The sequence below is a fragment of the Deinococcus sp. Arct2-2 genome, assembly GCF_004801315.1.
Taxonomy (GTDB): Bacteria; Deinococcota; Deinococci; order Deinococcales; family Deinococcaceae; genus Deinococcus.
Genome location: NZ_SSNW01000049.1, coordinates 1 through 21492, shown reverse-complemented (window position 1 = coordinate 21492; position 21492 = coordinate 1). Strand labels below are relative to the sequence as shown.

General features: G+C 63.5%; 22 protein-coding genes. 20 read left to right on the top strand and 2 right to left on the bottom strand.

Annotation, left to right across the window (positions count from 1 at the left end; all coding sequences use genetic code 11):
* The first annotated feature begins 72 nt into the window (after window positions 1-72).
* From E7T06_RS17310 to E7T06_RS17300, 3 genes are all read left to right on the top strand, one after another.
* Entirely contained in the window at window positions 73-1077 is a 1005-nt protein-coding gene (locus E7T06_RS17310; RefSeq protein WP_136367012.1) for a LacI family DNA-binding transcriptional regulator, read from the top strand.
* A 69-nt stretch (window positions 1078-1146) separates the two neighbouring features.
* Window positions 1147-1992: an ABC transporter ATP-binding protein gene (locus tag E7T06_RS17305; RefSeq protein WP_205750970.1), complete on the top strand. Its 846-nt coding sequence runs from the start codon at window positions 1147-1149 to the stop codon at window positions 1990-1992.
* Window positions 1989-3515, top strand: coding sequence for a hypothetical protein (locus E7T06_RS17300; RefSeq protein WP_240741140.1), 1527 nt, complete (start codon window positions 1989-1991; stop codon window positions 3513-3515). Before E7T06_RS17305 ends, E7T06_RS17300 begins: the two co-directional genes overlap by 4 nt.
* A gap of 47 nt (window positions 3516-3562) precedes the next feature.
* Here E7T06_RS17300 and E7T06_RS17295 read toward each other — a convergent pair whose 3' ends face one another.
* On the bottom strand, window positions 3563-3940 hold the full coding sequence (locus E7T06_RS17295; protein WP_136367011.1) for an FUN14 domain-containing protein: 378 nt from the start codon (window positions 3938-3940) through the stop codon (window positions 3563-3565).
* Between the two features lie 246 nt (window positions 3941-4186).
* The gene (locus E7T06_RS17290) at window positions 4187-6235 is read right to left on the bottom strand and encodes a DNA topoisomerase subunit B (protein ID WP_136367010.1); all 2049 of its coding nucleotides are present in this window, start codon (window positions 6233-6235) and stop codon (window positions 4187-4189) included.
* 318 nt (window positions 6236-6553) lie between these two features.
* On the opposite strand from E7T06_RS17290, the gene E7T06_RS17285 reads away from it, so the two are divergent.
* The 17 genes from E7T06_RS17285 to E7T06_RS17210 all read left to right on the top strand — a co-directional run bounded on the left by E7T06_RS17285 (window position 6554) and on the right by E7T06_RS17210 (window position 21310).
* Window positions 6554-8557, top strand: coding sequence for a vWA domain-containing protein (locus E7T06_RS17285; protein WP_136367009.1), 2004 nt, complete (start codon window positions 6554-6556; stop codon window positions 8555-8557).
* A gap of 118 nt (window positions 8558-8675) precedes the next feature.
* The gene (locus E7T06_RS17280) at window positions 8676-9158 is read left to right on the top strand and encodes a hypothetical protein (protein WP_136367008.1); all 483 of its coding nucleotides are present in this window, start codon (window positions 8676-8678) and stop codon (window positions 9156-9158) included.
* 256 nt (window positions 9159-9414) lie between these two features.
* Window positions 9415-10731 carry a LysM peptidoglycan-binding domain-containing protein gene (locus tag E7T06_RS17275; RefSeq protein ID WP_240741139.1) on the top strand — a complete coding sequence of 439 codons (1317 nt, stop codon included), beginning with the start codon at window positions 9415-9417 and terminating at the stop codon, window positions 10729-10731.
* A 71-nt stretch (window positions 10732-10802) separates the two neighbouring features.
* Entirely contained in the window at window positions 10803-11090 is a 288-nt protein-coding gene (rbfA, locus tag E7T06_RS17270) for a 30S ribosome-binding factor RbfA (RefSeq protein ID WP_064014105.1), read from the top strand.
* Between the two features lie 11 nt (window positions 11091-11101).
* On the top strand, window positions 11102-11539 hold the full coding sequence (locus tag E7T06_RS17265; protein ID WP_136367006.1) for a thioesterase family protein: 438 nt from the start codon (window positions 11102-11104) through the stop codon (window positions 11537-11539).
* Between the two features lie 273 nt (window positions 11540-11812).
* Window positions 11813-12289 (top strand): NUDIX domain-containing protein, encoded by a 477-nt coding sequence (locus E7T06_RS17260; RefSeq protein ID WP_136367005.1) that lies wholly within the window; start codon window positions 11813-11815, stop codon window positions 12287-12289.
* A gap of 15 nt (window positions 12290-12304) precedes the next feature.
* Window positions 12305-13771 carry a M1 family metallopeptidase gene (locus E7T06_RS17255; protein WP_240741138.1) on the top strand — a complete coding sequence of 489 codons (1467 nt, stop codon included), beginning with the start codon at window positions 12305-12307 and terminating at the stop codon, window positions 13769-13771.
* A gap of 128 nt (window positions 13772-13899) precedes the next feature.
* A complete protein-coding gene (locus E7T06_RS17250; RefSeq protein ID WP_136367004.1) occupies window positions 13900-14643 on the top strand; it encodes a BON domain-containing protein in 744 nt (247 codons plus the stop codon).
* Between the two features lie 110 nt (window positions 14644-14753).
* The gene (locus E7T06_RS17245) at window positions 14754-14990 is read left to right on the top strand and encodes a ferredoxin (RefSeq protein ID WP_136367003.1); all 237 of its coding nucleotides are present in this window, start codon (window positions 14754-14756) and stop codon (window positions 14988-14990) included.
* A 40-nt stretch (window positions 14991-15030) separates the two neighbouring features.
* Window positions 15031-15687 carry a Crp/Fnr family transcriptional regulator gene (locus E7T06_RS17240; RefSeq protein WP_136367002.1) on the top strand — a complete coding sequence of 219 codons (657 nt, stop codon included), beginning with the start codon at window positions 15031-15033 and terminating at the stop codon, window positions 15685-15687.
* 363 nt (window positions 15688-16050) lie between these two features.
* The gene (locus E7T06_RS17235; RefSeq protein ID WP_136367001.1) at window positions 16051-17823 is read left to right on the top strand and encodes a sensor histidine kinase; all 1773 of its coding nucleotides are present in this window, start codon (window positions 16051-16053) and stop codon (window positions 17821-17823) included.
* A complete protein-coding gene (locus tag E7T06_RS17230) occupies window positions 17820-19088 on the top strand; it encodes a hypothetical protein (protein WP_205750968.1) in 1269 nt (422 codons plus the stop codon). Before E7T06_RS17235 ends, E7T06_RS17230 begins: the two co-directional genes overlap by 4 nt.
* Window positions 19085-19765, top strand: a complete 681-nt coding sequence (locus tag E7T06_RS17225; protein ID WP_136367000.1) for a response regulator transcription factor — start codon at window positions 19085-19087, stop codon at window positions 19763-19765. Before E7T06_RS17230 ends, E7T06_RS17225 begins: the two co-directional genes overlap by 4 nt.
* 38 nt (window positions 19766-19803) lie before the next feature.
* Window positions 19804-20307 carry a hypothetical protein gene (locus E7T06_RS17220; protein ID WP_136366999.1) on the top strand — a complete coding sequence of 168 codons (504 nt, stop codon included), beginning with the start codon at window positions 19804-19806 and terminating at the stop codon, window positions 20305-20307.
* A 4-nt stretch (window positions 20308-20311) separates the two neighbouring features.
* Window positions 20312-20602 carry a hypothetical protein gene (locus E7T06_RS17215; RefSeq protein WP_136366998.1) on the top strand — a complete coding sequence of 97 codons (291 nt, stop codon included), beginning with the start codon at window positions 20312-20314 and terminating at the stop codon, window positions 20600-20602.
* A 41-nt stretch (window positions 20603-20643) separates the two neighbouring features.
* Window positions 20644-20817, top strand: coding sequence for a hypothetical protein (locus E7T06_RS21335; protein WP_168733614.1), 174 nt, complete (start codon window positions 20644-20646; stop codon window positions 20815-20817).
* 40 nt (window positions 20818-20857) lie between these two features.
* The gene (locus E7T06_RS17210) at window positions 20858-21310 is read left to right on the top strand and encodes a DUF3995 domain-containing protein (RefSeq protein ID WP_240741137.1); all 453 of its coding nucleotides are present in this window, start codon (window positions 20858-20860) and stop codon (window positions 21308-21310) included.
* Window positions 21311-21492: the final 182 nt, after the last annotated feature.

The following is a 21492-nucleotide window of genomic DNA, read 5'->3' as shown; positions in this document are numbered from 1 at the left end:
GACTAACCACCCATCTGAGTAAGCCGTAATGGAACCCGTTCCATGTGGCGCGGTATGGTGACCGGTATATCTATGCGAAAGCCCACCATTCAAGATGTCGCCCGTGAGGCGGGTGTCGGCGTCGGCACCGTGTCCCGCGTGCTGAACAACCACTCTGCTGTGCGCGGCGCGACCCGCGATACGGTGCTGAAGGCCATTGCGGACCTCGATTACACGCCCAATCCCCATGCCCGGCGCATTGCGGGCGGCAAAAGCTACACCATCAGTGTGCTGCTGCCCGTCGTGACCACCGAGTTTTACGTGCGCCTGCTGGACGGCTTGGAGACGGCCTTTCAGGAAGCGCGGTACGACGTCGCCATTTTTCCGCTGCTGGATCGTTCGCGGCTGGAACGCTATTTGGGGTCACATACGCTGGCGTATCAGGCCGATGGCTTGGTGATGGCCACCTATAACCTCACGCAGATGTTTAACGAGCACCGCCTGAGAACGCAGCAACCCACTGTGCTGGTAGACGCCTATGCCGAGGGCGTGGACTGCGCCTTTATGGACAACGTGACGGGCGGCAAATTGGCCGGAGAGTACGCCGCCACGCTGCCGGGCACGCTGCACGCCATTTGGGTCGAAACCGAACTCGATCAGTTGTTTACCACCCGTGTCTTCGAGGATCGCCGCGCCGGATTCCTGAAAGCAGTGGCCGGGGCAGGGCGGGAAGTGAAGAGCGAACACACGTCTTCCTTCGACCCGTTGGCTGCCCGCAATAGCGCCTGTACGCTGCTGGACGAGGTGGCAGCCGGGGGAGGCTTTCCCTGCACCGTGTTCGCCTCTGCCGATTTGCTGGCCGGAGCCTTGCTGGACGAGGTGCGGGCACGCGGCCTGACACCGGGCCAAGACGTGAGGATCATCGGGTTCGACGATCAGCCTTGGGCCGCCGCACGCGGGCTGACCACCTTGCACCAGCCTGTAGAGAACATGGGCTACGAGGCCGCTCAGTTGCTCCTGTCGCGCTTAGGTGGACACAGAGGCCCCGCCCGTGCCCGCCGCTTTGAACCTAAGTTGATGGTGCGCGACACGGCCTGAACCCTTCACATCTGACCCATTGCCTAGCTTGAGGCAACTGTCGCTGCCAAGGGCGCGTAGCCTGACGGTATGACCTCAAGTGCTGACATGGCATCTGTTCAAGCTCACCCACACGCTGCCCCGGCGCTGGAACTGGTGAATCTCAGCAAACGCTTTGGCAGCCGCGAGGCGGTGCGGCGGCTGAACCTGCGGGTCGAGGCGGGCGAACTGTACGCGCTGCTGGGGCCGAACGGGGCGGGCAAAACCAGCACCATCCGCATGATCGCGGGCCTAAGCCGCCCCGACATGGGCGAGGCGCGAATTGGGGGCCACAGCGTGACCACCGACGCGCAGGCCGCCAAACAACACCTTGCTTATCTGCCCGACGATCCCTTGCTGTACGACAAATTGACGCCGCCCGAATATCTGGAATTCGTGGCGGGGTTGTGGGGCATGGGCGCGGCGCAGGCGGCCCCCGAAGCCGAGCGCCTGCTGACGTGGCTGCAACTCTGGCCGCACCGTTTCGAGCGCACCGAGGGCTTTTCACGCGGGATGAAGCAAAAGCTGGCGCTGGCAGGCGCACTGATTCACGGGCCGCGCCTGCTGCTGCTGGACGAACCGCTGACCGGGCTGGACGCCGCCGCTTCCCGCCAAGTCAAGGACGCCCTGCGCGAGTTTGTAGACGCGGGCGGCGCGGTGGTGCTGACCACGCACATTCTGGAAGTGGCCGAGCGACTGGCCGACAGAATCGGCATCATCGCGGGCGGCGAACTGGTGGCCGAGGGCACGCCCGCCGAACTGCTGGCCCGCACCGAAACGGCCACGCTGGAAGACGCCTTCCTGAGCCTGACCGGGCCGACTGCGCCAATCACGACTGCGCCAATCACGACTGCGCCGCCGCCTACCACCACCCTTCGGGCCGAGGAGAAGGAGTGAACAGCGCCCCACCCGGCAGCCTGATGTGGCTGCTGCGCTGGCAAACGCGGGCAGCGTTGGCAAACCTGACCCAATCACAGCGCTGGTGGATCGGGATTGGGCTGCTGCTGTTTTCAGGGCTGCTGATTTTTGTGGGCCTGACCCTGCGCCCCGATCTGTCGGCCCTGAGACTAAATGCTCCGCTGCCCGACGCGGCCCTCCCGCTGCTGGCGCTGGGGTTGGTGGTGCTGTGGACGATGATGGTGGCGGCGGCTGTAAATGCAGCGTTGGCGGCGTTGTTTACGCGGGGAGATATGACCTTGCTGCTGCACTCGCCCATCGCGCCGCGCACGGTGCTGGCGTCGCGGGCGCTGGGGGTGGCGCTTTCGGCAGGCGTCAGTGTGGCTCTCCTGATGGTGCCGCTGCTGGCCGCCGCCGCTGTACTGGGGGTGTGGCGGGCCATGGGACTGCTGGGATGGTGGCTGGCCGCCGCTGTATTGGCCGCCTGTGTGGGCCTGTGGCTGACGCTGGGGCTGGTGAGAATTTTGGGCGTGCAGCGCACTCGCACCGTGTCTGCCGTGTTGGGATCACTGATCGGCGCGGCGGTGTTTCTGGCCTTCCAGTTGCCTAATATGCTGCGGCTGTCGGGCCAAGACCGGGGCGCTGACCGTCTCAATCCTGTATTCGACTTCTTGGCTGGCTTGCGCCTGTCGTCGGGCAGTCTGCTGGCCCTCCCGGTGCAGGCGGCGTGGTCGGAACCCGGCCCGCTCTTGGCGCTGCTGGGGGCGGCGGCGCTATGCCTGATGGTCACGGTCATGGCGCTGACCCGGCTGTTTGTGTTGGGCGCACAGACCTCGCAGGAACGGGCCACTGCACGCCCGCCGCGCCGTACCGCTGCCCGCCCGCTACGGTTCCGGACGGCCAGAACAGCCACGCTGCTCAAGGAATGGCGGCTGATCTGGCGTGACCCGGCGTTGTTGTCGCGCACGCTGCTGCAACTGTTGTATTTGCTGCCGTTGCTAGCTCCGGCTCTACGCGGGGGCAACTTGGCAGCCACCGTCGGCGTCGGAGTGGTGCTGCTCACGTCCAATCTGGCTGTGTCGCTGGCCCAACTCACCCTCAATGCCGAAGACGCCCCCGATCTGCTGCGCTCGGCCCCGCGTTCGCCTGCGGCCCTGCGGCGAGACAAATGGCTGGCTGCCAGTTTGCCCCCGCTAGGGTTGGGGCTGATCGGACTGACTTTACTGGCCTTCCGGGGGCAGGCTCAGGCGGCGGCTATAGATGTGCCGCTGCTGCTGCTCGGCGTAGGCGGCTCGGCCCTGATGGTGCTGTGGCAACCGCTCCCCACCCGCCGCGCCGATCTGTTCAAGCGTCAGAACACTGCCCCCTTTTGGCTGACTATCCTGACCCTCGTCTTTCAGGCGGCGTTGGCCGGAACCGCTTACCTGCTGAATGCGGGCCAGTGGTGGGGACTGGGCACGCTGGCGGTTGCACTGGCCGCGCTTGCCATCGCTTACGGCGAACGCCGCTCGGACGCCACCTGAATCCAGCTGTGTTCTCACTCCCCAGTCGTTCCAACTCGCCGCAAGCCCTAGCCCCGGGCCCGCAAACCCACCAATAACGCCGCTGTAAATGACCCCGCAAACGGCAAATTGGCGGTCAGCAGGCGCGAGAGCCATGCCGCGCCCTGTTCGCCGCCCTGCCTCAGCCAAGGTTCGCTGAGCGCCTGCACCCGCGTCCAATGCACCGTAATCAGATCGAACCACGACAGCACTTGCAGCGTGATGAACAGCAGGCCCACCAGCAGCAGCACAACGCGCCCCAGTTTTTTGAGGGCGTATCCGGTGGCAAAGCCCAGTACCGCGCCCACGCTCAGGTCGGGCAGGAGGGACGCCAGTAGGCCACCGCTAAGGGCTGGGTCGACAGCAGTGGGGTCAGTCAGTGTTGAAGAAGAAAGGGGCGCAGGCATGGACGGGGGCGCATGCTAGAGCATCTGGCCTGTCAAAGACCTGTCAGGGCAGGATGAACAGCGTCTAAGGGTCGGGGGTTTAAGAAACAATAATGGACTCCAGTTGTATAGAGTTAAAAAATCATCCCCTATCTGTCCAGTAGAACAAATTATTTCGATCCTATAGAAGTTCCGAATTTTAAAAGCAAATAAAGCCGCCCCTTCTATCTGGGGGCGGCTTCATTGACTCTCTATTGTGGCTAACGCTTAAACGCTGATTTCTGCAAACCTCGCGTTCTCGCGGATGAATTCCTTGCGGGGCGCAACATCTGTGCCCATCAGGGAATCGAACACTTCGTTGGCGACGATCAGGTCTTCGATGTTCACACGCTTCAGCACGCGCAATTCGGGGTTCATGGTGGTTTCCCACAACTGGTCGGCGTTCATTTCGCCCAGTCCCTTAAAGCGCTGAATCTCGTACTTCTTGCCTTCCTTGTTGGCGCGGGCCACATGCTGCTTCAACGTTTCTTCGTCGTACAGGTAGGTGCCTTTTTTCTCGCGGCCAAGCGTAATGCGGTACAGGGGCGGCTGGGCAATATACAAGTGGCCCTGTTCAACAATGGGGCGCATATAGCGGAAGAAGAAGGTCAGCAGCAGCGTAGTGATGTGCCCGCCGTCCATGTCGGCGTCGGTCATGATGACGACTTTGTGGTAGCGCAAGTTGGTCAGGTCGAAGTGCATCCGGTCACCCGTGCCTTCCACACCCGCCCCGATGGCCCCGATCAGGGCGCGGATTTCGGCGTTTTTCAGAATCTTGTTCAGTTCCGACTTTTCCACGTTCAGGATTTTGCCGCGCAGGGGCAAGATGGCCTGAAAGCGGCGCTCGCGGCCACCTTTGGCGCTGCCGCCTGCCGAGTTGCCTTCCACGATAAACAGTTCGGATTCGGCGGGGTCTTGCGAGGAGCAGTCGGCCAGCTTACCGGGCAGGTCGTCGTTTTCCAGCGGGTTGCTGCGGCGCACGATGTCGCGGGCTTTGCGGGCGGCTTCGCGGGCGCGGGCGGCTTCGGCAGCCTTTTCTACAATCGTCTTGCCGATCTTGGGGTTCTCTTCCAAAAACTCCGCGAATTTCTCGCCCACGATGGCATTTACGGCGGTCTGCGCTTCACTGTTCAGCAGCTTCACTTTGGCCTGAGACTCGAACTGAGGCTCGCCCAATTTCACGCTGACCACGCAGTAGATGCCCTCCAGCAGGTCGTCTCCGGTGGGAATGGGGTTGCCGTTCTTGATCAGGTTCTTGTCGCGGGCATACTTGTTCAGAATGCGCGTGTAGGCCGTCTTAAATCCGGTCAGGGGCGTGCCGCCGTCGCGGGTACGGATCATGTTGGCGTAGGTCAGGATGTTGTCGGCGTTGTAGGTGTTGGCGTGAATGAACGCCACTTCCACTTCCACTTCGCTATGCGTGCCGCGCATCACGATGGGCTGGTCGTACAGCAACTTGGAGTCGTCGGTTACAAGAGCGCGGGCAAAGTTGGCGATGCCGCCCTGCTCGTAGAATGTCTCTTCCTTCACGTCGCCCGCGTGCAGTTCGGTGCGCTCGTCGCGGATCACGATTTTCAGGCCAGTCAGGTAGGCCAACTCGCGCAGGCGGCGGCGAATGCGGTCGTAGTCGAACAGGTTGGCAAACTCGCTGAACACGTCGGCGTCGGGCAGGAAGCTGACTTGGGTGGCCCACTTCACATCGGCGGGCGTGTCGCCCAGCACTTCCAGCGGGGTCACTACGTCGCCGCGCTTAAAGCGGATGTGGTGCAGTTTGCCGTCCTTGTTCACGGTTACGTCAAGGTAGGTGCTGAGCGCGTTGACCACGCTGCTGCCTACGCCGTGCAAGCCGCCCGACACCTTGTACGCGCCCTGTCCGAACTTGCCGCCTGCGTGCAGCTCCGTAAAGATCACTTCGATGGCGGAACGGCCTTCGCTTTTCATGATGTCTACGGGAATGCCGCGCCCGTTGTCGGTCACAGTGGCGCTGCCGTCGGCGTGCATGATCACATGAACTTCGTTGGCAAAGCCCGCCAAACCTTCGTCAATGGCGTTGTCGATGATTTCGGTGAGCAGTTGATGGTAGCCGTCGATGCCCGTGCCGCCCTGCACGTACATGCCGGGGCGTTTGCGAACGGCTTCGAGGCCTTTCAGAACAGAAATGTCGGCGGCGGTGTAGCTTCCGCTGGGGCCGCCTGCGACGGTACTTTCTGCTTGGTTGCTTCCATTCTGGGCGCTGTCCAGCACGGCGTCCTTAGGTTTGGGGTCAGTTTTCGTCATGTTCCTCCTGATCCGCCCACGCGGGGCGTCTCGCTGGTTCTGGCTGGGTGTGGAATGAAACGGGAGAGAGCCAGAGGTGGAAAGGGAAAGTAGAGTGGTGAGGTGGCACGCAACTGCGCCTCCATCAGTCTGCTCAGTATACTCCCTTTACTGAAATGGGTCAAATAAATTATGTTATAAACGTAATCTTAGGGTGGTCTTCTTGAGGGGCGTTGGGGGTAGAAAATCCGTCCCAGCGCCCGTCTGGTTGCCTGCATTTTTGGGGGCAGGGGCCAAGGTTGCACGTTGACCCTCTGTACAGGTCAGAATGGGCACGCGATGCGCCGCGTTTTCTCCCTCTCTCTCCTTTGCCTGACCGCTTCGTTGTCTCTGGCTAGTCCCACAACGCCGCCCCCGTCTGCCCCGGCCCCTGCCTGTGTTCTCCCTGCGGGGCCGCTGCCCACCCAGACGCGGGCGGTGTTCCTGCTGGACACCAGCGGCAGTATGCGCGGCATTGGCGACGGTCAGGCCAATATTTTCGAGCGGGTGAAGGTCAGCATCAACAACTATGTGCGGGCCGAACAGCCTGACCGCGTCGACCTCGTGACCTTCGACAGCGGCGTGAGAACCCAGCGCGGTTACGATTTTCCAGCCGCCGCTGGGCGCTTTAATGGCGACCTTGCCGCGCTGCGGGCCGATGGGCGTAACACTTATCTGTACCAGAGTTTGCAGGCCGCGTTAAAGCCGTTGTCGGGTGCGAACCGTTACCTCACCCGCGTTTTTGTGCTCACCGACGGCATAGACAACGACACCAGCCGCTCTGCTACAGCCCAGGGTGCGCTGGCGGCCTTTAAGGGACGTGGCACGCTGGATACGCTGCATTACGTGGCGCTGGGGGCCACCATTCCCGCCGACGCCGCCCGCGCCCTAGCCGCCAGCAGCTACGCCGATACCCAAACCGTGCCAGTGGGCGAGGTGCCTGATCTGACGCGGGTGGCTACAGGCGACGGCCTGAGAACCGTGACCGATGCGGGCAAGGTGGCCGCCCCCTACCTCGACGGCACACCGCTGGCGTTGGCCTCGGCTGCCAGTGGCGTGCAGTTGGCCCAACCCACCGCGCAGGGCGGCTTGGTTCGCCTGAATGTGCCGCCGCGCTTGCCACACGGCACGGTGGTGCTGCTGTGCGCTCCTTCGTCCCGCGCCGAAGCTCCGGCCCGCCGCGTGCTGCTGCGCCTGAATATCGGCACCGATCCGGCGCTGGCGTGGCTTAATCCTGCCGCAGACCTCACCCTCAAGGCAGGGGAGACGGTCAATCTGCGCTACCGGGCCGCCATTGGCCTCAACTTGGACGGCGCGAGGGTGGGCGGCGTAGCTGGAACCGGGCTGGAAGGCGTGCTGGAGCAGCAACCCGGCAGCCGTGAATTCACGGTGCGGGTGACCAACGCGGGCCTAAAACCGGGCAGAACCCTGACACCAACTTTGGCGCTGGCAGATGGGCGGCGGCTGGCTCTGCCTCCCATTGCGGGCGACGAGGGAGGGCGCGTGCTTCCTGCGGCTGGAAGCGTCGGCACTGGCCCGTCTGTCCCGCCAACCCTGCCTGTAACACCAGAGAACTCCGGTGGCCCCGCCCGCTTCGCCGCTTGGGTGTTGGGCGGCGCGGCGCTCTTGGGGCTGCTGTTCTTCCTCTGGCGCAGAAGACAGGCCCGCCGCTTAGCTCCCGCTGCCCGCGTGTCTGTCCCGCCGCCCGCCGTAGAAGGCATCGAATACCGCGAAGACCGCACGCTGGCCCTCGTGACCGCCAACGGCGACGTGAGCAGCGTGAATATGCCGCTGGGGGGCGCGTTCGATTTGGGCCAACTCGCCAGCGTGCCGCACCTCAGCGGGTTGCGGGCCGAGCAGCACCGCGACGGCCTCAGCATCATCAACGTGCCTGTCGACCTAGAAGTGAGTCAGGGCGCACGCCTGCTGCAATCGGGCGACGTGGTGCGCCCCGGCACGCTGCTGGGGGTGGCGGTGGCGCGGCTTTCGCGTGCGCCTCACCCGCCGCTGGGGTCGTTGGTGGGATTAGGTCTGCCCCTGCGCCTGCTGGCCGATGGCGTGACCCTGCACGTCACCGGGCCTTACGGCGATCACGCCTTTACGCTTGGGGCGGGCATCACCGATTTGGGCGAGGCGTTTCAGGCTCCGGCGTTGGTGGGCGTGCGCGTCAGCTCCAGCGGCCCGCGTGTGCTGCTGGCCGACGTGCCCAGCCACCTGATTCTCAGCCGATTTGGGGAACCCGCACCACTGCGCCCCGGCACGTATCTGCCGCCCGCATCGGAATTGACGTTTTTGAACGACTGAGTTCATAGGAAAGGTGACGGTGAGGAGGCGGTGAGCGAGTGAGAGTAACGCTCTATGTTCTCATTCCTGCCTGCGTTGTTGCCGCCACCTCCCGCCCCTAGCGCGTTAGGCTAGCCCTATGGAGTTGCTGCAAGCGGTTCACGGGTATCAGTTTTTTGGGGCGTGGGCCAAGCTGACGCCCACGCCTTACGCTTTGGTCACGTTGGTGCTGTTCGTCTGGAGCGCCTTTCCGGCCATCAGGGGTGCGGTGCATTCCAGTTTCACGGTGGGGCTGCGCGTCACGTGGTTCTTTACGCTGCTGCCAGCGGTTACGGGAATTTTGCTGGCCCTGAACGGCCTCAAGGTTCCCAGTGCCACTGCTGCGGCGGGCGGCCTGACCAAATACGGCTTCGAACCCGATCCCAGCCGCAATTGGGAACACTGGATGTACAGCCTGTTTGCCCTGATGAGCCTCTATGTTCTAGAGATTCTGGTGCGCGGCAAATTGATCGAACACCGCGTCGGCCTGCGCTTTTTGCCAGTCGTGACGCTGTTTTTGTATGGCGTGGCCTACATGATTGGGCGTGTGGCGGTGTTGCCGGGGAGTACGCCGGGGACTTGAGAGCTTGCGGCGCTGACGTGTAAACCCCCCAGTCTGCTTCGCAGCCAGCCCCCCTTGAGGGGAGCGCAACAGCTTTTAGTCCCCACCTCTAAGGGGGGCGTTGCGTCAGCAACGGGGGGGTTCACCTTCCACCCTTAACCGCACCCCCCACCGCCCCGGCCCCTTCATCCTCACTCCCAGTCAGCTTCGGCTCACCCGCTGCTGAACTTGGCATGCTCAGCTAGGGGCGATGGTACGCCGTGTTTGCTCTGTTGCTATGTTGACCCTGATGATGTTTGGTGCAGGTGTGGCCGCGCCCGCTACCGTAAAAGTGAAGTCTGGCGATACCCTTTTTAAGATCGCCACCCAGCAGGGTGTGAGTGTGACCCGCCTCAAAACCCTGAACGGCCTGACCGGAGACACCATCCGAGTCGGGCAAGTGCTGCGCCTAAGCGGGAATGCCGCGCCTGCCGTGCGTCCAAGCTCTTCGGTCAACGCTGGTCAGGGCGTGTATACCGTCAAATCTGGCGACTTCCTCAGCAAAATTGCGGTGCGCTACGGCGTCAGCGTGGGGTCTTTGCAAGTGCTGAACGGCTTACGCGGCAGTGTGATTACGCCGGGTCAGCGGTTGCGCCTGCCCACGCGGGGAACGGGCATCGGCTCTGTGGCTGCCGCCCGCCCTGCACCCCGGCCCACCACCGAAGTTCGCATCATCTATACCTACGTGCGCGTGGGCCTGCGCGACAGCGCCGACAGCCTCGCCGCCCGCTACCGCACCACCCGCCCTGCCCTGATGAACCTGAACCGCCTGAATGCCAACACGCGCTTGGTACCGGGGCAAAAGCTGCTGGTGCCTCAGCGGGTGCCAGTGCCGATTCCGCCCGCTGCACGCGGGGCCGCCGTGACCTTCAAACGCTTCAATCCGCTGAATATTCCGGTGCAGGTCTTCCGGGTAGATTTGCGTCACCGCGACGTGTTGGTGGCCCCAGTGTTGCCACGTGCGGGCCTCGGCTACGGAGCGCGGGTGAGCACGCTGGCCCAACAAAGCGGAGCGCGGGCCGTCATCAACGGCAGTTATTTTCATCCTCAGACCTTTGCCCCCGCCGGAGATTTGGTGATGCAGGGCCGCCTGCTCACGTGGGGCCGCATTCCCGCTGCCCTCGCCATTACGCCGGACAACCGCGCCGCCTTTGCCGTGACCACCACCGGACTGCTGGGCCGCCCGCTGGAGTCCACATGGAACGGCATGGAAACCGTAATTGCCACCGGGCCGCGCATTTTGTTGGGGGGCCGAGTCCAAACGCGCTACAACGTGGCTTTCCGTGATGCGGCGCTGTTTGGCCGAGCCGCCCGGAGTGCCGTGGGCCTCAGCAGCAACCGCGACTTGGTGTTCGTATCAACGCATTCGCGCCTGACCACCACCGAAATGGGCAAAGTCATGGCCCGGCTTGGCGTGCGCGACGCCTTACTACTTGACGGCGGCAGCAGTACGGGCGTGGCTTGGAACGGCGCGGCGATTATAGACAGCACACGCAAAGTCAGCTACGGCATCGGCGTATTTACCGATTACACGGGCAGACGTTATGCCAGATAACACTGCGCGAGATAGGTCATCCCGTAACATGTCCAGATGATCTCGCCCGTTTTTTCCCTCCCGGTGCAGCCATGAGGCCCGAACAAGTCCAGTCTCAACTCCTGCGCGTGCTGAGCGACGCCATTGCCCAACTGCGTGACCCGCGTGTGCCCATGATCGTGACCGTAGAGCGGGTGGCCGTCACATCCGATTACGGCATCGCCCGGATTTACGTCAGTTCTATGAACGCCGACATGAACGGCCTGCTGGACGCCCTGAACCACGCACGCGGCCACCTTCAGCGGGAAGTGACGGCGCAGGTCAAGCTGCGGCGCACGCCTGTGCTGGAGTTTCATTCGGCGGCGGATGTTCCCCTTTAACGGTGAATGGAATGACTGAATCCAGCGCCAGCATTCAAACAGCCAGTATTCAAACCGAAATCCGTGTGCGCTACGCCGAAACCGATGCGATGGCGGTGGCGCACCATGCCAATTACCCCATCTGGTTCGAGGTAGGCCGCACCGACCTGATGCACGCGCTGGGGCTACCGTATGCTGAGGTGGAAGCACGCGGCTATTTCCTGATGCTCAGCGGCCTGAACGTGCAGTACCGCCGCGCCGCCCGCTACGATGACCGCCTGACCCTGACCACCCGCGTCTCGGAAATTCGCAGCCGCACCCTGAAATTTACCTACGAACTGCACCGCGCAAACCCGGACGGCCCCGCCGACTTGATCGCCACCGGAGAAACCCAGCACATCGCCACCGACAGGACCTACCGCCCTGCGCGCCTGCCGGATGAGGTGCTAAGGCTGCTGCAAGGGCAGTAGGGGGATGGGGGTGGCGGAAGGGCAATCGCTGGCGCTCACTCACCCTCTCCCAGCCTCCCCCCTCAAGGGTGAGGAGCTAAAAACCCAAGTTTCTAGCTCTTGCCGTTCGCCCTCGCCCCCTGCGGGAGAGGGGCGCTGCTTAGCAGCGGGGTGAGGGGAAGTGAGCGCAGCGATTGCCCTTCCTTAGACCCTAGACCCTTAGACCAAGCACCCGCAAACCAAACCTACCCAATCCCCCTCACCCACACGCCAATGCTCTAGACTGCGCGGCACATGAGTCACCTCTCGCGCACCCTGCCCATCAAGCGCGCCGCGCACGTCTACTTGGTGCGCGAAGGCCAATTGCTGCTGGTGGAAGAACGGATGGACGACGGCAGCATCTTTTACGGCCTTCCGGGCGGCAAAGCGCAGGCGGGCGAAACGTTGGCCGCCGCCGCCGTGCGCCAAGTGCTGGTCGAAACGGGCCTCACTGTCACCGACCTGATGTTTGTCAGCCTGCTGGAAGGCGAACTGCTGACGGGCACACGCAACGAGTGTTACGCCACCTTTGCCCGCTTTACCGCCGAGTTTCACGGTGAACTTGACCCCACCGACCCCGAAGTCGTGGGCGTCAAATGGGTGCCCTTCGAGATGGTAGAGGCGTTGGTGCGCTACGGCCCGCCGCCCGAAGTGGAGGAGCGCAATCCGCTGATTTGGCTGCCCACCAAAGACTTTTTGCGCGGCAAAACCCGCAGCTACTACTCCATCTGAGGGTGAATCCATCTGATGATGAATGAGAACAGGTGTGGGGCGTTTATTTTGCTTGGGCTGCTTCTGTGCGGCGGCAGGGGAGAGGCGCTCAGCGTGCCGACTTTGCCGCCCCCCACCGCCTTGCCTGCTCCGCGCACCATCGGAGATTCCATCTTCCCGTCGCTGGGCCAAGCGGGGCTGGATGTCCTGAATTACGACCTGTCGCTCACCGTCGTCCGCCCCGGCACACCCCAGTTGCAGGGCGAAGTGACCCTGACGCTCACTGCCACGCAGCCCCTCTCGCAGATTCGGCTGGATTTTGTTGGCCCCACCGTCTCGGCCGTGCGCTGGAATGGCCGCCCGGTGGTGTTCCGCACCGACAGCGCCGCACAAAAGTTGTTGGTGGCCCTGCCTAAGCCGCTGCTGCCGGGAACGCAGGCCACCCTCACCGTCAGTTACGCCGGAACTCCCGGCATCGTCCGCGATCCGGATTTCACTTTTCCGGTAGATTTGGGCTGGCAAAGTGTGCCTGCTGCGGGCACGGGCGCAGATGTAGCGGGGGCCAATTTTGCCCTCAGCGAACCCAACGGCACCCACAGCTTTTTGCCCAGCAACGATCATCCCTCCGATAAGGCCACGTTTACCACGCGCATCACGGTTCCGGCAGGCTTTACGGCGGCGGCCAGCGGCGTGCAGGTCAGCCAGACGGGAACACAAAATGGCCCGCAGACTTTCGTGTTTTCGCAGGCCCAGCCGATTCCCACCTACGCGCTCGGTATTCATGTCAACAAGTTCCAGCGGGTCGATTCTCCCGGCGTGCCTGTGGGCGTAGGCGGCGCACCCGTTCAGCGCCGCGATTATTTTCCTCCCGGCACGTTTTTTCAGGCCAAGGGAGCCTACGCCCGCACCGACGAGATGCTGCGCGTGCTGTCGGGCTGGTTCGGGCCGTATCCGTTCGGGGCTTACGGCGTCGCCATCGTCACGCCTCAGCTTCCGGCCCTAGAAACGGCCACCCTGACCACCATGCCCCTCACGTCCAGCCGCGAACCGGTGGCCCTGCACGAGTTGGCGCACCAGTGGTTTGGCAACGACATTACCCCCGCCGATTGGTCAGACGTGTGGCTCAACGAAGGCTTTGCCACCTATGCCGAGTTGCTGTGGGCGCAGTCCGATGGGCAAGATGGACAGGCGATGGCTGCCCGCTGGTGGGCCACCCTAAACCAGTTCGGCACGCGCCCACTGGTGGCCCGCCGCGCCGAGCAACTCTTCGACACCAGCGCCTACCGCCGGGGCGCACTGGCCCTGCACGCCCTGCGCGTTGCTGTGGGAGACGCCCAATTTCGGGCTTTCCTCCAAGCTTACGTCGCCCGCTCTAGCGGCGGCACAGTCAGAACCGATGACCTTGTGACTTTGGCGAGAGCCCTGACCGGGCCAATAGGTGAGGCGGCCTTGAGGCTTTGGATAGAATCACCAACCTTGCCCCCACTGCCTAAACTTCCCTGACTGGGTAGTCTCATATTCTTTGGCGTCCCAGCAGGCGGTTTTCAGGCTGCATGAGAATCGCCGCTGAGCTTCCCTTCATCAAACGTGGGGTATTTCACAGTGGGGGCCTCGGGGTGTACGCTGCCCCTATGTGGCCCTTTGGAAAAAATACCGCTGACCGAGTGAAAGACGCCCTCAACGCCCAGCCCAAGCTGAAAGATTTGGGCCTTCAAGTCACTGAGAATCACGGTAACGTGACGGTCAGCGGCATGGTTCCCAACGACCGCTACGGCAACTTGGTACGTATCGTCGCCGAGGGCATCAACGGCGTCAAGAGCGTGGATGTGGGCGGTTTGGTAGCCCAAGAAACCACCCCTACGCCTGCCAGCGCTCCCGCTCAGGTTGCGCCCGGCGCACCCACGCCTAGCATTTCGGCCCCTAGCCTCGGCACGCCCAGCATTGACGCCGAACTTCAGGAAGCCGAAGACAACAGCAAGATCGCCAAGGCCGTTTACAGCGCCCTCAAGAACAACGGCGAACTGAAAGACGACCCCATTGACGTTCTGCAAAGCGGCAAGAGCATCATCTTGCGCGGCGTCGTAGATAACGACCACGAGCAGCGCCTAGCCGAGCAGTTGGCCCGCGCCGTACAGGGTGTGGCTTCCGTAGACGTGAGCGGCCTGAAAGTTGCCGCCGGAGCGAAGGAACTGACTAAAGAGAAGGACACCGACACCGGAGACACCGTGTACACCGTGCAATCCGGCGATACCTTGGGCGAAATTGCCCAGAAGTACTACGGCAACGCGGGCGAGTACAAAAAGATTGCCCATTACAACAACATCAGCAACCCTGACCTGATCAAAGTGGGCCAGAAACTGCGTATTCCTAGCTGAGCCAACTGAACGTAGCGCCGCCTTCCAAGTTGGGGGGCGGCGGCTTCTCTTTGGGCGGCGCTTGACCTAGGTCATGGCGTGGGCGGGGCAGACCCGGCAAGCTACCCAACATGATTCATGTCATTACCAGCCCATGCATAGGCGTAAAAGACTCGGCCTGCACCGAAGTTTGCCCCGTGGAATGTATCTACGACGCCGGGAATCAGTTCGTCATTCATCCCGAAGAATGCATTTGGTGCGGTGCTTGCGTGCCTGCCTGCCCCGTCAACGCTATTTATCCCGAAGAAGATGTACCCGCCGATCAGTACAGTTTTATTGCCCGTAACCGCGCCCACTTTTCCTTTTGATACGGTCACGCTGATTCTCCCTAGATGTCAACATCCGGGCATGGATATTCTGGCCCTCCTGCGCCTGACCCCGCTGTTCACCGAGGCGTCGGCAGAGGCGCTAGGGCCACTAGTGGGGGTGGCCCGCGTGCTGGATGTGGCGGCGGGAACGGTACTGGCGCGGCAAGGTGACGCTGCCGACTGCCTCTTTATCGTGCAGTCCGGCACGGTTCATGCGTCGAGCTTTGCGGCGGGGGGCCGGGAACTGACCCTGTTTGTGGCCGGAGCGCGGCAAGTGACGGGCGGGAGCGAGGTATTCCTGAACTCTGCACCGTACACAGCGACCCTGACTACGCTGACGCCTGCGCGGGTGCTGAGCCTGCCTGCGTCCCAAGTTCGGCAGACCGTGTTTGCTTCCCCCGACCTCTCGCGGGCGTTGGTGGCGCACTTGGCCCGCCGCGAAGCCGAGTTGACGGCGCGGATGCAGCGGCTGGTGCTGACCGAACTGGGCGCACGCTTGGCCGCCTACTTGCTGGAATACGCCCACCCCGGCGCTTTTCCTCTGCCCACCAACAGCACCCTTGCCGCCGAACTGGGCAGCGTGCCCGAAGTGGTCAGCCGCAAGCTGGGCGAGTTCTACCGCTTGGGCCTGATTTCGCTGGAACGCCGAACCGTGCGCGTGACGGATGCTGGGCGGCTGCGGGACATCGTGGGGTGAGGGTGGGTGTAAAGCGGCGTTTCTGGGGGGATTGTTCTAAGGGTCAAGGATCTAAGGAAGGGCAATCGCGTTGCTCACTCACCCCCTCCCCGGCCCACTGCTTCGCAGCTCTGCGAGTCCCCCCTCAAGGGTGAGGGAGCTAAACCCAGCTTCTGGCCCTTGTCTGTTGCCCTCGCCCTTTGCGGGAGAGGGACGCTGTGAATACAGCGGGGTGAGGGGGCCACCCAGTAACCGCCCCAGCACCTTAGACCATTAGACCAACCCCCCACAACCCTAGTCTTCCCCCACCCCCCGCCTCCCTTCCCCCTTTCGGCGGACGCCCCGCACACCCACACCCCTTAGCCTGCGTGCATGATGAGGGCCATGACCGCCCCACCCCCCCCCGTCTCCTCTCCTGCCCCCCGGCGCGGGTTGCTGGCCGATGTACTCGACCCTTATGCCTTCCGGGTGGCGTTGTATGTGTTGCTGGCGCTTCCGGCGGGCGGTTTGGTGGTGGGTCTGCTTACGGTGGGCGTGGTGGGCGGCGTCCTGACGTTGGCGCTGGTGGTGGGCGCGGCCTTGCTGCTGGGCGCACTCTGGCTGGTGGGGGGCTTGGCCGACGTGCAGCGCGTACTGGCTGGGCTGTTGGGCGTCACGTTCGTGCGGGCGGGGCCGCCTCCGGCCTATACGGGCGTGTGGGCGTGGGTGCGGGCCACCCTGTCCGACCCGGCCACTTACCGGGCACTGCTGTTTCATGTCGTGCAGTTTCCGTTGGCGGCGCTGTGCTGGCTGGTGCTGGGCAGCCTGCTTTTGCTGACGCTGGGGGCGTTGGCCTCGCCGCTGTGGTGGCTTTATCCGCCGTTGTTTCCGCTGGTGTGGCAAGATTCCACCGTTACGCCGGGGCTGCCTGTCGTGGCCGGACTGTTGGTGCTGGGCCTCGGGAGCCTGCTGGTGCTGGGCGGCGTGCTGAACCTGATGGGCCGGATGTGGACGCGCCTCACGTTGGCCCTGTTGGGCGGCGACATGGGCTACGAAGCGGCGCGGCGAGAAGTGATGGCGCTGCGGCGGGCGGCGGGCCGGGTGGCGCTGGGCGACGACCTAGACGCAACATTGGCTGACCTTGCCGTACAAGCAAGGCTGGCCAGTACCGCGCAGGCGGTGGCGCTCTTGGCCCCCGATGGCACGGCTCGGGCGTCAAGCGGCACGGCCCCCGCAGAGTGGCTGCTGCCCAATCAATCTGCGCCCGTGCCCCAAGGAGAGGCCGACGTACGCTATACGGCGGGCGGGGCCACTCTGGTCTCTTTTCCGGTGTCGCTGCCCCCCTCTGCCGAAGTGCTGGACGGCGGGATGTTGCAGGCCGTCTATACCCCCGGTACGCGCCCCGGCCCCGATGAACTGGCCTTCCTGCTCTCTATTGCCGACCACGCCGGAACCGCCCTGCACGCCGCCCAACTGATCGAGCGGGCAGGCACACGGGCCGGAGAACAGGAACGCGCTCGGTTGGCCCGCGAACTGCACGACAGCGTGGCGCAGGCGCTTTACGGCATTACGCTGGGGGCCAAAACCGCCCGCGCTACCCTCGACCGGGACACTGGAAAAGCCCGCGCCAGCCTCGATTACACCATTCGCTTGGCCGAGGGCGGCGTGTCGGAAATGAAAGCCCTGCTGTTCAGCCTGCGCCCCGACGCGCTGGAAGAAGGCGGGCTGGTGGCTGCCCTGACCGGACACGCACAGGCGATGGAAGCCCGGCACGGTCTGACGGTTTTTGCCGATCTGCCCGCCGAACCTCACCTGACCCCCGACGCTCAGGCCGCCGCCTATCGTGTGGCGCAGGAAGCCCTGCACAACGTGGTCAAGCATGCCCGCGCCCATCAGGTGTGGCTGAGTGTGCAGCAGGCGGGTGGCTGGGTCACGTTGACCGTGCGCGACGATGGGCGAGGTTTCGACCCAGAACAACAGGGCCGGGGCACTTTGGGCCAGCGCAGTATGCGCGAGCGGGCGGCGGGCGCGGGCGGCACGCTGGAGGTGCGGAGTGTGCGGGCCGCACAGGTAGGAATACCGTCTGGAACGGAGTCTGGGACGACGGTAACGCTGCGTTTGCCTGCCGCCCCCGCCGAACCGCAACCCGTCGCCATGTCTACCGGAGCGCAGTCATGACCCGCACCCCTCCCCGTCCCCACCCCGCTAACCAAACTGGACAGCCCATTCCCCCCGTGCTGGCGCGGATGGCGCTGGGGCTGGGGCTGGCCGTGTTGGGCGGTACGCTGGCTTGGAACACGGTCACGGTGCGGCCTACACCCGGTTTACGCGGCAGCCTCACGCCCATCAACATCTCGCAAGATGGGTTGGCGGCGGCCACCGTGCGGCTGGAAGGCGACCGAACCGACCTGCGCCTAGACGCTCTGGCCCCCGGCAGCGCCGACTTGTTGGGTGGCACCGCCACCCACCGCACGCGCAATCCGGTCAGCGTAGACACGACCCGCACGGGCGGCACGCTGGGAGCTTCTGGCCTGAAAGGAGCCACCATGACCGCCGCCGTCACGCTGAACGTGCAGCCGCTTCAGCGGGGCGTAACCGTCACCGGGGGGCCAGAGCCGCTGCAACACCGCCTAGACCTGCGCCTGAGCCGGGGCCTGCCCATTACGCTCACCACCCGCACGGTCACGGGCGACCAAACCCTCGACCTCAGCGCCCTGCGGCTGCGTGCCCTGACCACCCGCACCACTTACGGCCAACTCAAGATCACCCTCCCAGCGCGGCAAAGTGGCCCGCTGTCTATCGTGAGCGCCGCCGGGAGTATCACGGTGTCGGCTCCCACCGGAGCGGCCCCCGAAGCCCTGCGCGTAAATGCTGACGGCGGCAACTTGGCCCTGAACTTGGGCGCGGCGCGGGTGCAGACGCTGAGTGTGGGCGCGTCGGGCGGCAACGTGCGCCTGACCCTGCCGCAATCGGGCAGAAGCAGTGTGAATGCGGGGCAGGGCAACGTGACCGTGAATGTGCGCCCCGGCACACGCGGCAGCCTCGATATTCGGGCGGGGGCGGGCCGGGTGCTGCTGAAAGTACCGCAAGCCCTCAGCCTACGCGTGCGCTTTACAGACCGTGACCCGCTGGTGTTGCCGCTGCCCGCGCCTGCTTTGCCAGAGGCATCGGCAGAAGCGGAGACGCTGTTAGGGGAGAACGCAGTGGGAGAAGCGGCGACAGATCAAACAGTGACCGGGGAGACGCCCCCATTCCCCGACACCCCGCCGCCTTTCGTTCCCCCCGCGCTGGACGTGTTCGTAGACGCGCCCGCCAGTGCTTTTGCGTTGGCTTACACCGACGCCGCCTCTCCCTATGACGCTGCTCCGACGCCTACGCCCGACACCTCGCCTACTGACACCTCAACTTCTGACAGCACATCTGACCCCCGGAGGAATCCATGACCCAGCACCAAACGCCCGACGCCGCCCCCACCTCTAGCCGCAGCGTGCGCGTGCTGCTCGTAGACGATCATGCGGTGGTGCGCCAAGGCCTGCGCCTGTTTCTGGGCCTAGACCCGCTGATAGACGTGGTGGGCGAGGCCGCCAACGGTGAAGAAGCCCTTGCCGAAGCCGCCCGCCTGCGCCCCGATGTGGTGGTAATGGACTTGATGATGCCCGTGATGGACGGCATTACCGCCACCCGCCTGCTGCGCCGCCAACTGCCCGACACCGAAGTGATTGCCCTGACCAGCACGCTGGAAGAACACAAAGTCAACGGCGCGATTGACGCCGGGGCGATGGGCTACATGCTCAAGGACGCCAGTAGCGATACGTTGGCCGAAGCCATTCATGCCGCCGCACGTGGGGAAGTGAGATTGCACCCGGAAGCCGCCCGCCGCTTGGTGCGCGATTTCCGCTCGCCCGAAATGCGCGAGAACCTGACGCCCAAAGAGGTGATCGTGCTGCAACTGATCGCGCACGGCCACTCTAACCGCGACATTGCCCAAGATCAGGGCGTGGCAGAGGCCACCGTAAAAACCCATGTCAGCCGCTTGCTGGGCAAACTGGGACTGGAAAGCCGCACGCAAGCCGCCCTGTACGCGCTGCGGCATGGGCTGGCTACGCTGGATGAAGGTTGAATTTCCGGCTTCTGCCGCCGTTTGCCCTGCCTTTGCTGATGCTGGGTGTGCCGCTGCTGGGCAGTTTGGCGAGTGTGGTGCGCGGCCTGCTGCTGGGCAAAAGTGACGCCCTGAATGTGGGGTTTGCGATTTTGTTTCTGCTTCCGATTTCCATCATCACTGCGCTGTGCATCTGGGTAGGCCAGCGCAGTAAAGGTGCGGCATGGGGTGCGGGGTTGGGCGTTGTCATAGTGGCAACTGTCGTCAACGTTTACCTGCTGATGCCTGAACACCGCCAAGATAGTGACATTCCCTATTCCATCTACATGCTGACTGGGTGGCTCTTTCCTCTGATGCCCGCTGCACTCTTGGGCGGTGTTGTTGGCGTGGCAGTGTGGCCGGAGCCAAAACAAGTCAGACGCCCCACGCTGCCCGTCAAACCTTGGCTGTGGCCGATAGTGCTTCCGTTGCTCGCATCGACTGTTGTCGCCTTGAGAATGGAGTGGGTTGAGTCTCAAGAATTTGTACCTCTACTTGTTCTGATTAGGTTTTGTTCTGATTAGGTTTTTGATTCCTCTGGCGCTGCTGCTGGGTCTCATGTTGTTGCCGCTTGCCCTACTGCGCGTGAAGGCCAACAGAACTCGTCAAGCTCAACCCCATCTGAGCGCGTGGTGGGGCGTCTGCGTCGGCTTGGCTTCAGCGGTGTTGGTATTTCATTTCTGGATTGCTATAGAGTTTGGTCTACTGTTTGTCCTTAGCCTCGTTCTCCCGTTTATCGGCTACGGCTTGGGCCTCCTCTGGGGCGAAGGCTGGGGCAAGATTGCTGCATCCCCAGCGCCAATACATCCAAATGGCTAGGTTGTCAGATTCGCGTCACGGCCTGCGCTCAGGCTAACCTCATGTTGAGCCGCCCCCTTATCTTGTTACCTGTCTTACTGATCGTGGGGCTGGTAGTCGTTTCGCTTCTTTCGCTCGCCGTCCCTTTCCCAGAATCGCTGTGCATGATCCTCACGGCCTACGCGCTGGGCTACGGCCTGCTAATGCTGGGCCAAACCGGGCGCGATATCGCCTAAGCAGGACATTCTTCTGCTTCAAAAAGTGTCTGATCACCCTATGTCAGACAAACTCCCGGCCCCCGTTTTGATGCGCTTTGCTTCTGCGGGGGCCGCCCTGATTACGGGGGTCATTTCTGCTGTGCATGTGTACTGGGCCGCCGGGGGCCGCGCCGGACTGACTGCCGCTCTGCCCCAAACTACAGCGGGCAAGCCGGTGTTTTTACCCTCGCCCGCCGCGACGTTGGTGGTGGCCGCAGGTCTGGCAGGCATGAGCGGCGCGGCTCTGTTCTCTCAATCCCAAAGTGCAGCCCGATTGCGCTGGCCTTTGCGCGTCATTGTGGGCGTGTTCCTGATTCGGGCTGTGGGCGATGGCCGCAGCGTGGGCCTGACCCGCAAGCCCTCGGACACCCAGTTTGCCCGCATGGACGCCCGGTTCTATACGCCGCTGTGTTTGCTGCTGGCGGCGCTGTATGGTGTTTTAGGGTTCAGCCAAGCTAAGCAAGCTGATTGACGTCAGGCAAAGGACTTTCCAGCGGGCAGGTAGGTAAAACGAAAAATCCGCCCTTCTCGGACGGTGGCTGATCTCGTTTGATTGACGTCAATATAGCGCGGTATGCAAGGCGTGTCAATGCCATACGTTGAAATCCGGACAAAAGTGTGCATATTCAGGGAATGACGCCCTCAGCGACGGTG

What these genes read in the sequence shown, in the direction of transcription:
- E7T06_RS17285 (WP_136367009.1), top strand. Translation starts at nt 6,554, where the DNA reads ATGCGCCGCGTTTTCTCCCTCTCTCTCCTTTGCCTGACCGCTTCGTTG.
- E7T06_RS17280 (WP_136367008.1), top strand. Translation starts at nt 8,676, where the DNA reads ATGGAGTTGCTGCAAGCGGTTCACGGGTATCAGTTTTTTGGGGCGTGG.
- E7T06_RS17230 (WP_205750968.1), top strand. Translation starts at nt 17,820, where the DNA reads ATGACCCGCACCCCTCCCCGTCCCCACCCCGCTAACCAAACTGGACAG.
- E7T06_RS17245 (WP_136367003.1), top strand. Translation starts at nt 14,754, where the DNA reads ATGATTCATGTCATTACCAGCCCATGCATAGGCGTAAAAGACTCGGCC.
- E7T06_RS17310 (WP_136367012.1), top strand. Translation starts at nt 73, where the DNA reads ATGCGAAAGCCCACCATTCAAGATGTCGCCCGTGAGGCGGGTGTCGGC.
- E7T06_RS17295 (WP_136367011.1), bottom strand. Translation starts at nt 3,940, where the DNA reads ATGCCTGCGCCCCTTTCTTCTTCAACACTGACTGACCCCACTGCTGTC.
- E7T06_RS17305 (WP_205750970.1), top strand. Translation starts at nt 1,147, where the DNA reads ATGACCTCAAGTGCTGACATGGCATCTGTTCAAGCTCACCCACACGCT.
- E7T06_RS17240 (WP_136367002.1), top strand. Translation starts at nt 15,031, where the DNA reads ATGGATATTCTGGCCCTCCTGCGCCTGACCCCGCTGTTCACCGAGGCG.
- E7T06_RS17220 (WP_136366999.1), top strand. Translation starts at nt 19,804, where the DNA reads ATGCTGGGTGTGCCGCTGCTGGGCAGTTTGGCGAGTGTGGTGCGCGGC.
- E7T06_RS17275 (WP_240741139.1), top strand. Translation starts at nt 9,415, where the DNA reads ATGTTGACCCTGATGATGTTTGGTGCAGGTGTGGCCGCGCCCGCTACC.
- E7T06_RS17235 (WP_136367001.1), top strand. Translation starts at nt 16,051, where the DNA reads ATGACCGCCCCACCCCCCCCCGTCTCCTCTCCTGCCCCCCGGCGCGGG.
- E7T06_RS17210 (WP_240741137.1), top strand. Translation starts at nt 20,858, where the DNA reads ATGTCAGACAAACTCCCGGCCCCCGTTTTGATGCGCTTTGCTTCTGCG.
- E7T06_RS17250 (WP_136367004.1), top strand. Translation starts at nt 13,900, where the DNA reads ATGTGGCCCTTTGGAAAAAATACCGCTGACCGAGTGAAAGACGCCCTC.
- rbfA (WP_064014105.1), top strand. Translation starts at nt 10,803, where the DNA reads ATGAGGCCCGAACAAGTCCAGTCTCAACTCCTGCGCGTGCTGAGCGAC.
- E7T06_RS17290 (WP_136367010.1), bottom strand. Translation starts at nt 6,235, where the DNA reads ATGACGAAAACTGACCCCAAACCTAAGGACGCCGTGCTGGACAGCGCC.
- E7T06_RS17260 (WP_136367005.1), top strand. Translation starts at nt 11,813, where the DNA reads ATGAGTCACCTCTCGCGCACCCTGCCCATCAAGCGCGCCGCGCACGTC.
- E7T06_RS17255 (WP_240741138.1), top strand. Translation starts at nt 12,305, where the DNA reads ATGATGAATGAGAACAGGTGTGGGGCGTTTATTTTGCTTGGGCTGCTT.
- E7T06_RS17265 (WP_136367006.1), top strand. Translation starts at nt 11,102, where the DNA reads ATGACTGAATCCAGCGCCAGCATTCAAACAGCCAGTATTCAAACCGAA.
- E7T06_RS17225 (WP_136367000.1), top strand. Translation starts at nt 19,085, where the DNA reads ATGACCCAGCACCAAACGCCCGACGCCGCCCCCACCTCTAGCCGCAGC.
- E7T06_RS21335 (WP_168733614.1), top strand. Translation starts at nt 20,644, where the DNA reads ATGTTGAGCCGCCCCCTTATCTTGTTACCTGTCTTACTGATCGTGGGG.